Annotated in this window: 14 protein-coding genes; 10 read left to right on the top strand and 4 right to left on the bottom strand. The window is 71.6% G+C overall.

Annotated features, from left to right (window positions below):
• Window positions 1–71: 71 nt before the first annotated feature.
• Entirely contained in the window at window positions 72–4,436 is a 4,365-nt protein-coding gene (locus FB455_RS30850) for a HAMP domain-containing protein (protein WP_047891618.1), read from the top strand.
• Window positions 4,433–4,990: a response regulator gene (locus tag FB455_RS30845; protein WP_013283536.1), complete on the top strand. Its 558-nt coding sequence runs from the start codon at window positions 4,433–4,435 to the stop codon at window positions 4,988–4,990. The genes FB455_RS30850 and FB455_RS30845 overlap by 4 nt, the downstream gene beginning before the upstream one ends.
• Window positions 4,991–4,994: 4 nt before the next feature.
• On the opposite strand, the gene FB455_RS30840 is transcribed toward FB455_RS30845, so the two are convergent.
• Window positions 4,995–5,519 carry a GbsR/MarR family transcriptional regulator gene (locus tag FB455_RS30840; RefSeq protein WP_225319687.1) on the bottom strand — a complete coding sequence of 175 codons (525 nt, stop codon included), beginning with the start codon at window positions 5,517–5,519 and terminating at the stop codon, window positions 4,995–4,997.
• A gap of 53 nt (window positions 5,520–5,572) precedes the next feature.
• Here FB455_RS30840 and FB455_RS30835 point away from each other — a divergent pair, with 53 nt between their 5' ends.
• A complete protein-coding gene (locus FB455_RS30835) occupies window positions 5,573–6,532 on the top strand; it encodes an ABC transporter ATP-binding protein (RefSeq protein ID WP_030273529.1) in 960 nt (319 codons plus the stop codon).
• The gene (locus tag FB455_RS30830) at window positions 6,529–8,121 is read left to right on the top strand and encodes an ABC-2 transporter permease (protein ID WP_145755634.1); all 1,593 of its coding nucleotides are present in this window, start codon (window positions 6,529–6,531) and stop codon (window positions 8,119–8,121) included. Before FB455_RS30835 ends, FB455_RS30830 begins: the two co-directional genes overlap by 4 nt.
• A gap of 98 nt (window positions 8,122–8,219) precedes the next feature.
• Here the strand turns inward: FB455_RS30830 and FB455_RS30825 are convergent, their stop codons facing one another.
• Window positions 8,220–8,552, bottom strand: a complete 333-nt coding sequence (locus FB455_RS30825) for an STAS domain-containing protein (RefSeq protein WP_013283540.1) — start codon at window positions 8,550–8,552, stop codon at window positions 8,220–8,222.
• A gap of 157 nt (window positions 8,553–8,709) precedes the next feature.
• Here FB455_RS30825 and hemL point away from each other — a divergent pair, with 157 nt between their 5' ends.
• The 6 genes from hemL to ccsB are packed head-to-tail and all read left to right on the top strand — an operon-like array spanning window position 8,710 to window position 14,774.
• Window positions 8,710–10,047 (top strand): glutamate-1-semialdehyde 2,1-aminomutase, encoded by a 1,338-nt coding sequence (hemL, locus tag FB455_RS30820; RefSeq protein ID WP_030273532.1) that lies wholly within the window; start codon window positions 8,710–8,712, stop codon window positions 10,045–10,047.
• Window positions 10,048–10,050: 3 nt separating this feature from the next.
• Window positions 10,051–10,698, top strand: a complete 648-nt coding sequence (locus tag FB455_RS30815) for a histidine phosphatase family protein (protein WP_013283542.1) — start codon at window positions 10,051–10,053, stop codon at window positions 10,696–10,698.
• A complete protein-coding gene (locus tag FB455_RS30810) occupies window positions 10,698–11,273 on the top strand; it encodes a TlpA family protein disulfide reductase (protein WP_013473521.1) in 576 nt (191 codons plus the stop codon). The genes FB455_RS30815 and FB455_RS30810 overlap by 1 nt, the downstream gene beginning before the upstream one ends.
• Window positions 11,273–12,181, top strand: a complete 909-nt coding sequence (locus tag FB455_RS30805; RefSeq protein ID WP_030273534.1) for a cytochrome c biogenesis CcdA family protein — start codon at window positions 11,273–11,275, stop codon at window positions 12,179–12,181. The genes FB455_RS30810 and FB455_RS30805 overlap by 1 nt, the downstream gene beginning before the upstream one ends.
• Window positions 12,181–13,800: a cytochrome c biogenesis protein ResB gene (gene resB, locus FB455_RS30800; protein ID WP_013283545.1), complete on the top strand. Its 1,620-nt coding sequence runs from the start codon at window positions 12,181–12,183 to the stop codon at window positions 13,798–13,800. The genes FB455_RS30805 and resB overlap by 1 nt, the downstream gene beginning before the upstream one ends.
• On the top strand, window positions 13,800–14,774 hold the full coding sequence (gene ccsB, locus FB455_RS30795) for a c-type cytochrome biogenesis protein CcsB (protein WP_123111803.1): 975 nt from the start codon (window positions 13,800–13,802) through the stop codon (window positions 14,772–14,774). The genes resB and ccsB overlap by 1 nt, the downstream gene beginning before the upstream one ends.
• On the opposite strand, the gene FB455_RS30790 is transcribed toward ccsB, so the two are convergent.
• Together FB455_RS30790 and FB455_RS30785 are read right to left on the bottom strand one after the other, a co-directional pair.
• Window positions 14,743–14,967, bottom strand: coding sequence for a hypothetical protein (locus tag FB455_RS30790; RefSeq protein WP_013283547.1), 225 nt, complete (start codon window positions 14,965–14,967; stop codon window positions 14,743–14,745). The genes ccsB and FB455_RS30790 overlap by 32 nt on opposite strands.
• A gap of 44 nt (window positions 14,968–15,011) precedes the next feature.
• Window positions 15,012–15,482, bottom strand: a complete 471-nt coding sequence (locus FB455_RS30785; RefSeq protein WP_047891627.1) for a MarR family winged helix-turn-helix transcriptional regulator — start codon at window positions 15,480–15,482, stop codon at window positions 15,012–15,014.
• Window positions 15,483–15,519 lie beyond the last annotated feature (37 nt).

Raw genomic sequence — 15,519 nt, 5'->3', positions numbered from 1 at the left:
CTCGACGGATCGCGCGGCACAATGATGGGATGGCCCGTGTGACGGCACGAGCCCGAGCGGAGCGAGGATCGATGGCCACGGTGAATCAGTCGGTGACCGCTGACCCGTCCGCGTCCGACCACGAGGTGCTCCTCGGCGAACTGGTCGAGGCGTTGCGCAGGGTGGGACGCGGCGATCTCCGGGTGCGCCTGCCCCGGCGGGCGGGGCTGCCCGGTGAGGTCGCCGACGCCTTCAACGACGTGGTGTCGTTGCAGGAGCGGCAGCATCTGGACCTGCGGCGGATCAGCCGGATCGTCGGCCGCGACGGCCGGCTGACCGAGCGCCTGGACGACGAGGGCCTGGACGGCTCCTGGGCGGAGGGGCAGCGCGCGGTCAACTCGCTCATCGACGACCTGGGCCGGCCGACCACCGAGATCGCCCGGGTCATCGTGGCGGTGGCCGACGGCGACCTGTCCCAGCACATGGCGCTGGAGATCGACGGTCGCCCGCTGCGCGGTGAGTACCTGCGCATCGGCCGGACCGTGAACACGATGGTGGACCAGCTCTCGTCGTTCGCCGACGAGGTGACGCGCGTGGCGCGTGAGGTGGGCACCGAGGGCAAGCTGGGCGGCCAGGCCGACGTGCGCGGGGTGGCGGGCACCTGGAAGGACCTCACCGACTCGGTGAACACCATGGCGTCGAACCTCACCGGGCAGGTGCGGTCGATCTCCCAGGTGGCGACGGCTGTGGCGAAGGGCGACCTGTCGCAGAAGATCACGGTCGGGGCGCGCGGCGAGGTGGCCGAGCTGGCCGACACCATGAACTCGCTCACCGACACGCTGCGGCTGTTCGCCGAGCAGGTGACCCGGGTGGCCCGCGAGGTGGGTACCGAGGGCAAGCTGGGCGGCCAGGCCGAGGTGCCGGGCGTGGCCGGCACATGGAAGGACCTGACCGACAACGTCAACTCGATGGCGTCGAACCTGACCGCGCAGGTGCGCAACATCGCCCAGGTGTCCACAGCGGTGGCGAAGGGTGACCTGTCGCAGAAGATCACGGTGGCCGCCCAGGGCGAGATCCTGGAGCTGAAGGACACCGTGAACACGATGGTGGACCAGCTCTCGTCGTTCGCCGACGAGGTGACGCGCGTGGCGCGTGAGGTGGGCATCGAGGGCAAGCTGGGCGGCCAGGCGCAGGTGCGCGGCGTCTCCGGCACGTGGCGTGACCTCACCGAGAACGTCAACCAGCTCGCCGGCAACCTGACCAGCCAGGTCCGCAACATCTCCCAGGTCTCCACCGCGGTGGCCAAGGGCGACCTGGGTCAGAAGATCACAGTGGACGCGCAGGGCGAGATCCTGGAGCTGAAGAACACCGTCAACACGATGGTGGACCAGCTCTCCTCGTTCGCCGACGAGGTGACCCGGGTGGCCCGTGAGGTGGGTACCGAGGGCAAGCTGGGTGGTCAGGCCCAGGTCAAGGGCGTCTCGGGTACGTGGCGGGACCTGACCGACAACGTGAACTCGATGGCGTCGAACCTGACCAGCCAGGTGCGGAACATCGCCTCGGTCACCACCGCCGTGGCGAAGGGTGACCTGTCGCAGAAGATCACTGTGGACGCCCGGGGCGAGATCCTGGAGCTGAAGTCGACTGTCAACACGATGGTGGACCAGCTGTCGTCGTTCGCCGACGAGGTCACGCGGGTGGCCCGCGAGGTGGGCACCGAGGGCAAGCTCGGCGGCCAGGCCCAGGTACGCGGCGTCGCCGGCACCTGGCGCGACCTGACCGACAACGTGAACTCGATGGCGTCGAACCTGACCGCGCAGGTGCGCAACATCGCCCAGGTGTCGACAGCCGTGGCGAAGGGTGACCTGTCGCAGAAGATCACAGTGGACGCGCAGGGCGAGATCCTGGAGCTGAAGTCGACTGTCAACACGATGGTGGATCAGCTCTCGTCGTTCGCCGACGAGGTCACGCGGGTGGCGCGCGAGGTGGGTACCGAGGGCAAGCTGGGTGGTCAGGCCCAGGTCAAGGGCGTCTCGGGTACGTGGCGGGACCTGACCGACAACGTGAACTCGATGGCGTCGAACCTGACCAGCCAGGTGCGGAACATCGCCTCGGTCACCACCGCCGTGGCGAACGGCGACCTGGGTCAGAAGATCACAGTCGACGCGCAGGGCGAGATCCTGGAACTGAAGAACACCGTCAACACGATGGTCGACCAGCTCTCCTCGTTCGCCGACGAGGTCACGCGGGTGGCCCGTGAGGTGGGTACCGAGGGCAAGCTGGGTGGTCAGGCCCAGGTCAAGGGCGTCTCCGGTACGTGGCGCGACCTCACCGAGAACGTCAACCAGCTCGCCTCGACCCTGACCACGCAGTTGCGCGCGATCGCGCAGGTCTCCACGTCGGTGACCCGTGGTGACCTGACCCAGCGGATCAACGTGAAGGCGCAGGGCGAGGTCGCCGAGCTGAAGGACAACATCAACCAGATGATCGTCACCCTCCGGGAGACGACCAAGAAGAACGCCGAGCAGGGCTGGCTGGACTCGAACCTGGCCCGGATCGGTGGTCTGCTCCAGGGCCAGCGCGACCTGGGCGAGGTCTGCCGGATGATCATGCAGGAGGTGACCCCGCTGGTGGACGCGCAGCTCGGCGCGTTCTTCCTGGCGGACAGCTCCGAGGGCAGCATGCGGCTGCGGCTCACCGCCTCCTACGGGTACGTGGCACGCGGCCACGACGTCACGTTCGGCCCGGGTGAGGGGCTGGTCGGGCAGGCCGCCCTGTCGCGCCGGACGATCCGGGTCAAGGCGCAGCCGGACGGGCGCCTCGTCGTACGGTCCGGGCTGGCCGACACGCCCCCGGCCGACCTGGTGGTGCTGCCGGTCCAGTTCGAGGGCGAACTGCTCGGCGTGATCGAGTTCGCCGGTGTGGCCACGTTCTCCGAGCTGCACCTGGCGTTCCTGGAGCGGCTGGTGCTCACCATCGGCGTCGCCGTCAACACCATCCAGGCCAACCGGCGTACGGAGGAACTGCTGGCGCAGTCGCAGCGGCTGGCGCACGAGATGCAGGACCAGTCGGCCGAGTTGCAGCGCACCAACGCCGAGCTGGAGGACAAGGCGAAGCTGCTGTCCGAGCAGAAGGCCAACATCGAGACGCAGAACCGGGAGATCGAGCTGGCCCGGCTCGGCCTGGAGGAGAAGGCACAGCAGCTCACCCGCGCGTCGGCGTACAAGTCGGAGTTCCTGGCCAACATGAGCCACGAGCTGCGTACGCCGCTGAACTCGCTGCTCCTGCTGGCCCGGCTGCTGGCCGAGAACCCGGAGCGCAACCTCAGCGCGAAGCAGATCGAGTTCGCCCGCACCATCCACGGCGCCGGGTCGGACCTGCTGTCGCTGATCGACGACATCCTCGACCTGTCCAAGATCGAGGCGGGCCGGATGGACGTGGAGCCCACCGAGATCCAGTTCGCCGAGATCCGCGGCTACGTCGAGCAGGCGTTCGCGCCGCAGGCCGAGGAGAAGGGCCTGGACTTCCAGGTGCGGGTCAGCCGTGACCTGCCGCCCGCGCTGGTCACCGACGCCCAGCGGTTGCAGCAGATCCTGCGCAACCTGCTGTCCAACGCGGTGAAGTTCACCGACAACGGCGCGGTGACGCTGCGGATCGGCCCGGCGGCCGACAACGCCGTCTTCGACGTGCCCGCGCTGACGAACGCGCAGCGGGTGATCGCGTTCACCGTGATCGACACCGGCATCGGGATCTCCGACGACAAGCTGTCGCTGATCTTCGAGGCGTTCCAGCAGGCGGACGGCACCACCAGCCGGCGCTACGGCGGCACCGGCCTCGGGCTGTCCATCAGCCGTGACCTGGCCCGCCTGCTCGGCGGCACGATCACCGTCTCGTCCGCGCCCGGTCAGGGTTCGACGTTCACTCTCTTCGTACCCGATGTGCTGGCGCCGGACGCGGTGGTGGCGCCGGCGCCACCGTCGCCGAGCCGCGCGGGCCTGCCGTCGTCGCTGCTCATGCCCATGGAGCTGCCGCAGCCGCAGGAGACGCCCGCCACCCGGCGCCTGGACGGCGTGACCGTGCTGATCATCGACGACGACGTGCGGAACGTGTTCGCGCTGACGTCCGCGTTGGAACTGCACGGGATGACCGTGTTGTACTCGGACAACGGGGCGGACGGCGTCCGCCAGCTCGCCGAGCACCCGGAGGTGGACATCGTCCTGATGGACGCCATGATGCCGGACCAGGACGGGTACGAGACGACAGCGCAGATCCGCCGCAACCACCGGTTCGCGGACCTGCCGATCGTCTTCCTGACCGCGAAGGCGATGCCCGGCGACCGGGAGTCGGCGCTCGGCGCCGGCGGCAGCGACTACATCACCAAGCCGGTGGACCTGGACGAGCTGATCGAACTGATGGCGTCCTGGATCAGCCGGAGCCGAGGCGAGGAGAACGCGTGACGCAGACGGCCAAGGCCCTGCTGGTGGACGACCGGCGGGAGAACCTGATGGCGCTGGAGGCGATCCTCCAGGGTCTCCCGGTGCAGTCGGTCGCGGTGGAGAGCGGCGAGGCGGCGCTCAAGCAGCTTCTGGTGGACGACTTCGCGGTGATCCTGCTGGACGCCCAGATGCCGGACATGGACGGGTTCGAGACCGCCACCCACATCAAGCGGCGCGAGCGCACCCGGCACGTACCGATCATCTTCCTGACCGCCGCGGACAAGGACGCCCAGCTCGCGCTGCGCGGCTACGCGGCCGGTGCGGTCGACTACCTGACCAAGCCGTTCGACCCGTGGGTGCTGCGCGCAAAGGTGACGGTCTTCGTCGACCTGTGGGTGAAGACGCGGCAGCTCGCCGCCCAGTCGGACCTGGTGCGGGAACGGGATCTGCAGTGGCGGCACCTGACCGACGCGGTCGACGAGGCGACGGCGCTGCTGCGCGCCGACGACGACCCGTCCACCCGGGAACGCGCGGTGGAGCTGCTGGAGCAGGCGCGCTGGGGCAACACCCGCTGACGGTTCAGCCGCCGGCCGGGCCGCCGTGCCCGGTCGCGGCCCGCCGGGCCCGCCAGCGGTCGCCGAGCGATTCCAGCTCCTCCTGTACGAAGAGGAAGAAGTCGCGCATCTCGGCGACCCGCTCACCGGCCGGTGTGCTCCGGCCGTGCAGTGCGTCGACCCCGCCGGCGGCGATGTCGATGAAGTTCTTGTAGAGCGTGGTCTTGGTGATGGTCGCCTCGTACCACGGGTTGTCGGGCATCCGGTAGCGGTCGCGCCGGGAGCCCTTGACCGGCTCGCGGACCAGCATGGCGAACTGGGTCAGGTAGCGCACCGCGCCGCTCACCGCCGCCGCGCTGACGCCGAGCCGCTCGGCGATCTCGCCCGCGGTGAGCGGGTCGTCGGCGCTCATCACTGTGAACAGGACCCGGGCGGCCATCCGGGGGAAGCCCACGTCGGCGAAGGCCATCGCCATCCGCTCGACGAAGAGGTGGACCTCTTCCTCGTCGTGCTGGGGCGGCACGTTCATGGTCGGCTCCTCGACACTCACCCCGTGACCCTACAATCTTCACAACTTTGTGAAACGAGCGTAGCTTCTGAAGTATGGAAACGGCAATCGATGTGTCCGGCCTGGTGAAGACCTTCGGCCGCACCCGGGCCCTCGACGGGCTCGACCTGACCGTTCGCACCGGAGAGGTGCACGGCTTCCTGGGCCCGAACGGCTCCGGCAAGTCGACCACCATCCGGGTGCTGCTCGGCCTGCTGCGGGCGGACGCGGGGGCCGTCCGACTGCTGGGCGGCGACCCGTGGCGGGACGCGGTGGCGCTGCACCGGCGCCTCGCGTACGTACCCGGCGACGTCACGCTCTGGCCCGGCCTCAGCGGCGGCGAGGTGATCGACCTGCTCGGCCGGCTGCGCGGCGGGCTCGACCCGGAACGCCGCGCCGAGCTGCTGGAGTCGTTCGAGCTGGACCCGCGCAAGAAGGGCCGCACCTACTCCAAGGGCAACCGGCAGAAGGTCGGTCTGGTCGCCGCGCTCGCCTCCGACGTCGAACTGCTCATCCTCGACGAGCCGACCTCCGGGCTCGACCCGCTGATGGAGGAGGTCTTCCAGCACTGGGTCCGCCGCGCCCGGCAGGACGGGCGCACCGTGTTGTTGTCCAGCCACATCCTGGCCGAGGTGGAGGCGCTCTGCGACCGGGTGACGATCATCCGGGCCGGCCGGGCGGTGGAGTCAGGCACGCTCGGGGACCTGCGCCACCTGCACCGCACCGCGATCGACGCCGAGGTCACCGCGCCGCTGGACGGCCTGGCCGACCTGCCGGGCGTGCACGACCTGCGGGTGGACGGGCAGCGGGTCCGCTTCGACGTGGACACCGCGTCGCTCGACGCCGCGCTGCGCCGGCTCACCGAGCTGGGGGTACGCAGCCTGGTCAGCACGCCGCCCACCCTTGAGGAACTGTTCCTGCGGCACTACGAGACGACGCCGTCCGAGGCGGCGCCCGCCTCCGACGCGGCGCCCTCTTCCGACGCGGCGCCCTCCGAGACGGCGGACCGGTCATGAGCGCGCTCACCGGCACGCGTCACCTGGTCCGGCTGATCCTGCGCCGGGACCGTCTCCTGCTGCCGCTGTGGGTACTCGTGCTCGCGGTACTGCCGATCACGTACGCGGCCAGCTTCTTCGAACTGTTCCCCACCGCCGCCGAGCGGACCGCGTACCTGGAGGGCACCGCCCGCAACCCGTCGATCGTCGCGCTGCTCGGCCCGGCGTACGGCGACAGCGTCGGCGCGCTCACCGCCCAGCGCAGCGGCTTCCTGCTGCTCATCGTCGCGCTGGCGAGCCTGCTCACGGTCATCCGGCACACCCGCACCGAGGAGGAAGCCGGGCGACGGGAACTGCTCGGCGGCAGCGTGCTCGGGCGGCACGCCGGGCTGACCGCCGCGCTGCTCGTCACGTACGGCGCCGACCTGGTGCTCGGGCTGCTCACCGCCGCCGGGCTCGTCTCGACCGGGCTGCCGGTCGGCGGCTCGGTCGCATACGGACTGGTCACCGTGCTGACCGGCGCCGTCTTCGCCACGCTCGGCGGGCTGGCCGCCCAGCTCACCGAGACCGCGGGCGGGGCGCGGGGCATCGGCCTCGCCGGTCTCGGCGCCGCGTTCGGGCTGCGCCTGGCCGGGGACACCGCCGGCAACGACTGGCCGAGCTGGCTGTCCCCGCTGGGCTGGGCCGCCCGCGTCCGCCCGTACGAGGGGGAGCGGTGGTGGGTGCTGCTGCTGCCACTGGCCGCCACTGTGCTGCTCGCCGCGCTCGCGTACCCGATCTCGGTCCGCCGCGACCTGGGCGCGGGCGTGCTGCCGCCCCGGCTCGGCCCGGCCGGCGCGGGCGGCGCGCTGTCCGGTCCGTTCGGGCTGGCCTGGCGGCTGCACCGGGGGCAGATCCTCTGGTGGTCGGTCGGGTTCGGCCTGCTCGGGCTGATCCTCGGTGGCGCGGCCGAGGCGGCCGGCCGGTCGGTCGAGGGGAGTCCGCGGATGGAGGAGATCGTGGCCCGGCTCGGCGGGGCGTCCGGGATGGCCGACGCGTACCTGGGGGTCACGCTGAGCCTGGCCGGGCTCGCAGCAGCCGGGTACGGCATCCAGGCCGCGCTGCGGATGCGCGCCGAGGAGGCCGCCGGGCACGCCGAGCCGGTGCTCGCCACCGGGACGCGGCGCTCGACCTGGCTGCTCTCGCACGTGGCGTTCGCGCTGCTCGGCCCGGTCGTGGTGCTCGGAGTGACCGGGCTGGCCACCGGCCTGACGTACGGGCTGAGCACCGGTGACGTGCCCCGCCAGCTGGGCCGGATGCTCGCCGCGGGCCTGGCCCAGGTGCCCGCGGCGTGGGTGCTGGCCGGGCTCGCCGTGCTGCTCTACGGCCTGCTGCCCCGGCTCGCGTCCGCCGCGTGGGTGGTGCTGGCGGTCTGCGTGCTGCTCGGGCAGCTCGGCGCCGTGCTGGAGCTGGACCAGTGGCTGCTGGACGTGTCCCCGTTCACGCACACCCCGCAGGTGCTGCGCGACGCGTGGACCCCCACCCCGCTCTACGTGCTGACGGCCCTGGCGGTGACCCTGGCCACAGCCGGCCTGCTGACGTTCCGCCGCCGCGATCTCCCCGTCCTCTGACCCGCGTTGATCTTGCACTTGTGGCCCCGACAAAGCGGGCGAATCACCCGCACGGAGGGCCGCAAGTGCAAGATCGCGGGGGAGGGCGGAGGTGAGGGCTACGGGGTGGCTTCGTTGCGGATCATCAGGGCGCTGCGGAGGCCGGTGATGTCCAGGACGCGGATCAGGAAGTCGCCGACGTTGGTGAGCATCAGCAGGCACTGGGTGTGGCTGGCCTTGCGGCTGAGCACCACGAGCGTGCCGAGGCCCTGCGAGTCGCAGAACGTGACCCCGGCCAGGTCGAGCACGATGCGCGGGGGCGGATCCGCCAGCACCTCGTTCACCACTGTCGAGAGCTGGGCGGCCGTGAGCATGTCGATCTCACCGGCCAGGCGAAGCACGGCTTCGTCACCCGTCCGGTGTACGGTGATGGACAGTTCGGCACGATCCACCCGGTCAGCCTATCGCGATCTCGACCGACGGGCCTGTCGAGCGGATCGCCGTCGGTCCGCCGCGCCGCTCAGGCGGGTGAGCGGCGGGTGAGCCTGGTAACCCCCGTTGCGGGGTGCCTGCCAGGCAGCGCTCCGGCGCTGACACAATGGCCCCATCGTGACCGAGACCTTTTCCGCCGGATCCGGCCGTTACCCGGCCGACGCCCCGGCCTCCGAGGCCCTGTTCGACCGCGCCAAGGCCGTCGTGCCCGGCGGGGTCAACTCTCCCGTGCGCGCGTTCCGTGCCGTCGGCGGCACCCCGCGCTTCATGGTCCGGGGGGAGGGTCCGTGGCTCTTCGACGCCGACGGTCGGCGCTACGTCGACCTGGTCTGCTCCTGGGGTCCGCTGATCCTCGGTCACGCGCACCCGGCAGTGGTGGAGGCGCTGCGCGAGGCGGCGCCGCTCGGCACCAGCTTCGGCACGCCGACGCCGGGTGAGGTCGACCTGGCCGAGGAGATCATCGCGCGGACGCCGGTGGAGCAGGTGCGCCTGGTCAACTCCGGCACCGAGGCGACCATGTCGGCGATCCGGCTGGCCCGCGGCTTCACCGGCCGCGCCAAGATCATCAAGTTCTCCGGCTGCTACCACGGCCACTCCGATTCGCTGCTCGCCGCCGCCGGCTCCGGCGTGGCCACCTTCGGCCTGCCCGACTCGCCCGGCGTGACCGGCGCGGCGGCCGGCGACACCATCGTGCTGCCGTACAACGACCTGCGCGCGGTCGAGGAGGCGTTCGCCGCCGAGGGGCAGCACATCGCCGCGATCATCACCGAGGCCGCCGCCGGCAACATGGGCGTGATCGCGCCCCGCGATGGCTTCAACTCCGAGCTGGCCCGGATCGCCCACGCCAACGGCGCGCTGCTCATCGTCGACGAGGTGATGACCGGGTTCCGGGTGTCCCGCGCCGGATGGCACGGCCTCGACCCGTCGGACGCGGACCTGTGGACGTACGGGAAGGTCATGGGTGGCGGCCTGCCCGCCGCGGCGTTCGGCGGGCGCGCGGAGATCATGGCGAAGCTCGCCCCGGCCGGCCCGGTCTATCAGGCCGGCACGCTCTCCGGCAACCCGCTGGCCTGCGCGGCCGGTCTGGCCACGCTGCGGCTGGCCGACGACGCGCTCTACCGGCGGCTCGACGAGAACGCCGCCGCGCTGGGCAAGCTGACCACCGAGGCGCTGTCCGCGGCGGGCGTGCCGCACCGCCTCTCCACCGCGGGCAACATGTTCTCGGTCTTCTTCACCGACGCGGACGTGCACGACTACGACAGCGCCCGCACCCAAGTGGTGCCGGCGTTCAAGGCGTTCTTCCACGCGATGCTCGCCGGTGGCGTCTACCTGCCGCCGAGCGCGTTCGAGTCGTGGTTCGTCTCGACCGCGATCGACGACGCCGCGTGGGAGCAGATCGCCGCCGCCCTGCCGGTGGCGGCGCGGGCGGCGGCAGCGGCGGGACACGGGGGGTAACCAGTGGCGGAGACTGTGGTGCACGTGCTGCGGCACGGCGAGGTGCACAACCCGGACGGCATCCTCTACGGCCGCCTGCCCGGGTTCCGCCTCTCCGAGCTGGGCGTGCAGATGGCCAAGGCGGCGGCGCAGGCGCTCGCCGACCGGACCGTGGTGCACGTGGTGGCCAGCCCGCTGGAGCGCGCCCAGCAGACCGCCGAGCCGATCGCGGCACAGTTCGGTCTCTCCGTCGGCGTCGACGAGCGCCTGATCGAGAGCGCGAACTGGTTCGAGGGCAAGAAGGTCTCGCCGGGTGACGGCTCGTTCCGCGACCCGCGCAACTGGTGGGTGCTGCGCGACCCGGTGACCCCGTCCTGGGGCGAGGCGTACCGGGCCATCGCCGAGCGCATGTTCGCCGCGCTGCACGCCGCCCGGGTCGCCGCCGAGGGGCGGGAGGCGGTGCTCGTGTCGCACCAGCTCCCGATCTGGACGCTGCGCCGGCACGTCGAGCGCAAGCGCCTCTGGCACGACCCGCGCCGTCGCCAGTGCGGCCTGGCCAGCCTCACCTCGTTCCACTTCGACGGCGCCAAGATCGTCGGTATCGGGTACTCCGAGCCGGCGGCCCACCTCGTCTCGATCTCGCCGACCGCCCGGACGGCCAAGGGGGCCTGATGCTCACCCGGAGGCTCGCCGCCGCCCTGCTCGCCGCCGTCACCGCCGGTACGGCGCTGGTCGGCTGTTCCTCCGGCAGCCAGGAGAGCCGGTGCGCGGCCGACGGTTCCACAGTCACCTGCGCCCCGGACCAGCGCTCCAAGACGCCGAAGGTGAGCGGTGAACTGCTCACCGGCGGCAGCTACGACATCTCCCGCGACCGCGGGCAGGTCGTCGTGGTCAACTTCTGGGGCTCCTGGTGTGCGCCCTGCCGCGCCGAGGCGGACGACCTGGAGGCCACCTACCAGGCCACCAAGGGCTCCGGCGTGACGTTCCTCGGCATCAACGTGCAGGACAGCAAGGACAAGGCGATCGCCTTCGAAGAGGGCCGGGTCACGTACCCGAGCATCTTCGACCCGGCCAGCCGCCAGGCGCTGAACTTCGACATCCCGCCGAACACCACCCCGGCCACGGTCGTGCTCGACCGCGAGGGCCGGATCGCCGTGGTGATCCGCCGGGCCGTCACCCGCGACGAACTGCGGCCGATCGTCGAGGACATCGCCGCCGAGGCGCCGCCGCCGAACGGTGCCCGCTGATGGGCGAGACGTTCCGCCAGCTCGCCGAGTCCGGCCCGCTGCTGCTCGCGGTCGGCGCGGCGGCGCTGGCCGGACTGGTCAGCTTCCTGTCCCCGTGCGTGCTCCCGCTCATGCCCGGCTACCTGTCGTACGTGACCGGCTTGGCCGGCTCCGACCTGGAGGGTGCAAGGAAGGGCCCCCTTTTAACGCCTCCGGTAGAGGAAGGGCCCCTTCTTAACACCGGCGCCGCCGCCGGCAGCAGCGCGGGCGGCGGCGGCTCGGGCGGCTCGGGTGGCTCGGGTGGCGTGAGCGTCGCCGAGCGGGCGGCGCCGCAACGGACCACCGCCGCCGTCAAGGGCCGGGTGCTCGCCGGCACGCTGCTGTTCATCGCGGGCTTCACCGTCGTGTTCGTCGCCACCGCGATCCTCTTCTCCGGCGTCGGCAAACTCTTCTTCCGGTACGAGCGCACGCTGGAGATCGTCATCGGCGCGCTCGTGGTGGTGCTCGGCCTCGGCTACCTCGGGGTGATCCCCGGCATGCAGCGGGAGTTCCGCATCCGCTGGCTGCCCTCCGCCGGGCTGCTCGGCGCGCCGGTGCTCGGCGCGGTCTTCGCGCTCAGCTGGCTGCCCTGCACCGGCCCGACGCTCGGCGCGGTGCTCGGCATGGCGGCCACCGAGGGCGGGACCGACCGGGCCGTGGTGCTCGCCGTGGCGTACTGCCTCGGGTTGGGGATACCGTTCGTCGTCTTCGGGCTGGGCTTCCAGCGCCTGCTCGGGGTGTTCCGCGCCGTCCGGCGCAACAGCCGGTGGGTCACCCGGATCGGCGGCGCGCTGCTGATCGCGATCGGCCTGGCGCTGATCACCGGCGGCTGGGTGAACGTGGTGATCTGGTTGCAGACGAACGTGGGCGTGGGCGAGGTGAGCATCTGATGACGACCGTTGACGACAGGCCGTCGACCCCACCCGCGCAGGCGCCCCGGCGGCGGGTGAACCCGGTGCTGGCCCTGCTGCGCAACTCGTGGCGGCAGCTCACCAGCATGCGTACGGCGCTGATCCTGCTGTTCCTGCTCGCCGTCGCGGCCATCCCCGGCTCGGTGCTGCCCCAGCGCGGCGTCAACCCGGAACGCGTCAACCAGTGGTTCGTCGATCACCCCGACCTCGCGCCCCGGCTGAACCAGATCGGCGCGTTCGAGGTCTTCGGCTCGGTCTGGTTCTCCGCGATCTACCTGCTGCTGTTCACCTCGCTGATCGGCTGCATCCTGCCCCGCGCCCGCGACCACGTCCGCGCGCTGCGGATGAAGCCGCCGGCCGCGCCGAAGCGGTTCGACCGGCTGCCCCAGCACGCGGTGCTGGAGGCCCCGGCCGCCGCCGACCCCGAGGCGATCGCGGCGGTGCTGCGCCGCCGCCGGTGGCGGGTCACCGTGCGCGGCGACGAGGTCTCCGCCGAGAAGGGCTACCTCAAGGAGACCGGCAACCTGCTCTTCCACGTGTCGCTGGTCGCCGTCCTGCTCGGGGTGGCGCTCGGTTCCTGGTACGGATGGCACGGCAACCGCATCCTGGTGGCGGGCGAGGACAACGCCTTCTGCAACACCCGCCAGCAGTACGCCGAGGCGTCGCTCGGCCCGCGCGTGGACAGCTCCGACCTGCCGCCGTTCTGCCTGACGCTGGAGAAGTTCGAGGCCGACTACCTGCCGTCCGGGCTGGCGTCCCGCTACTGGGCCACGGTGACCGTGGACGAGCCGGGCGGCACGGAACGGACCGCCGGGTTCTCGGTCAACTCGCCGCTGCGGCTCGGCTCGGCGAACGTCTACCTGCTCGGCAACGGCTACGCGCCGCTGCTGAAGTACACCGACAAGTACGGCCGCAGCCAGACCAGCGAGGCGCCGTTCCTGCGTACCGGTGACTCCAACGCGACCGAGGAGGGCGTGGCGATCTTCCCGGACGCCAACGTCGACCCGAAGACCGGCGCGCGTGCCCCGGACCAGCAGATCGCCTTCGACGGGCTCTACCTGCCGACCGCGCCGGAGAGCGCGCCGTACGTCTCGTCGCAGTACCCGGCCGAGCGGAACCCGGCAGTGAACCTGACCGCGTACCGGGGCAACCTCGGGCTGGACGCGGGCATCCCCGGCTCGGTCTACGCGCTGGACCGGCGGCAGATCGACGACGGCAAGCTCAAGGAGATCGGCACCAAGCTGCTGCGGCCGGGGGAGAAGTGGACCCTCGACGACGGCAGCACGCTGGAGTTCGTCGGCACCAAGCCGTACATCACGCTCGCGGTCCGGCACGCGCCCGGGCAGACGTTGCTGCTGGTGGCGAGCGGCACGCTGCTGCTGGGCCTGATGGGCTCGCTGTTCGCCCGGCGGCGCCGGGTCTGGTTCCGGGTTTCGCCCCCCGAGGGCGGATCTCCGACGAGCGGTAGTAGTTTGGTGGAGGCCGGTGGGCTGCCGCGCACCGAGCACCCTGGGTTCGCCGACGAGTTCGCGCAGCTCGTCGCCGCGGTGAGCGGTGACGCGCCGGACGCGCGGCGGGCGCGAGAAGGAGACGACTGATGTCCGCACTCTCCGACCAGCTGGTCGCGTTCGCGATCCTGGCGTACCTGATCGCGATGATCAGCCACGCCGTGGAGTTCGCGCTGGGCAACGCGCGGAAGGTGCCCGCGGCCGCGCCGGCGCGGGAGCTGGTCGGCGCGGGCGTCGGCGGAGCCGGCGGCACGATCGACGAGCCGGCCGTCGCGGCCACGCCGCCGCGCCCGGACCGTACCGGCGCGCGGGCCGTGCTGGCCGGCCGGGTCGCCGCCTGGCTCACAGTGCTCGCCGCCGCCGTGCACCTGGGCGCCGTGGTCACCCGGGGCCTCGCCGCCGACCGGATGCCCTGGGGCAACATGTACGAGTTCGTGCTGACCGGCACCTGGATCGGTGTGGCGGCCTGGCTCGTGGTGCTCTGGAAGCAGCCGTGGCTGCGCCGGCTCGGGCTGTTCCTGACGCTGGTCATGGTGCTGCTGCTGGCGTTCGCCGAGCTGAAGCTCTACGTGCCGATCGAGCCGCTGATGCCGGCGCTGCAGTCGTGGTGGTTCATCATCCACGTCTCGACGATCATCTTCGCCTCGGGCATCTTCCTGCTGGGCGTGGTGCCCGCCGCCGCGTACCTGATGCGGTCCGGCTGGGAGCAGGGGCGGCGCAGCTTCCCGTACACCCTGGCCCGCCGCCTCCCGGAGGCGGCCGGGCTGGAGCGGCTGACCTTCATGCTGCACGCCTTCTCGTTCCCGATCTTCACCTTCGCGGTGATCGCGGGGGCGATCTGGGCCGAGGCGGCCTGGGGTCGCGCCTGGGGCTGGGATCCCAAGGAGACCTGGGCGTTCATCTCCTGGGTGGTGTACGCGGGCTACCTGCACGCACGGGCCACGCCGAGCGTGAAGCGCAACGTGGCCACCTGGATCTCCATCGTGGGCTTCCTGACCGTGATGATGAACCTGTTCGGCGTGAACTTCTTCTTCACCGGTCTGCACTCGTACGCCGGGGTGTAGTGACCGGGCGCGCGCTCAGCACCTCGTCCACCCGGCGCGTGACCTGGTAGGCCACCTCCGGCAGGTCAGCCAGTTCGAGGCGGTCCGCCCGCAGCGCGAACTGGGCGTGCAGCTCGCGGGCCACGGCGTCGCGGATCTCGGCCTGAAGCGGGCTGAGGCCGTCGGGGTCACCCACCACGTATGCGTCGTCCATCCGCCGATGATGAACCTCGTCGGACGACGCTGTCAGTGACGAAGTCATCCGCCGAACCAGCCGGGGATGTCGAGGCGGAACACGTCGGCGGGGACCATCCGGCGCAGGTCGTCCTCGATGGCGGCGACCCGGTCCGCGCCGAGCGTGGCCGCCCAGCGGTCGCGTAACTCGTCGAAGACCACAGCCGAGCGGTGCAGCCCGTCGCGCCCCTTCGCTGTCATCCGGACCAGCTTGCGGCGGGCGTCGGCGGGGTCGTCCACGCGTTCCAGGTAGCCGAGCGCGACCAGCCGGTCCACAGTCTTGCCCGCTGCCTGCTTGGAGACGCCGAGGCGTTGACCGAGGTCGGAGGCGGTGGTGCCGGCCGGGCCGACGGCCTGGAGGACGACGCCGTGTGCCGGGCGCAGCTCGGGGTGCCCCTGGCGGGCCAGCTCGGCGTGCAGGTCGTCGACGAGCGTACGGAAACCGGCGAGCAGGAGCAGCGGCAGCGCGAAGCCGGGGCGGTCAGGCGTTGCCATGTTCGACAACCACGTTTACTATTCCGTCAACCACGTT

This window comes from Micromonospora sp. CNZ296 (assembly GCF_007827635.1).
This window is presented reverse-complemented; position numbering and strand designations above follow the sequence as displayed.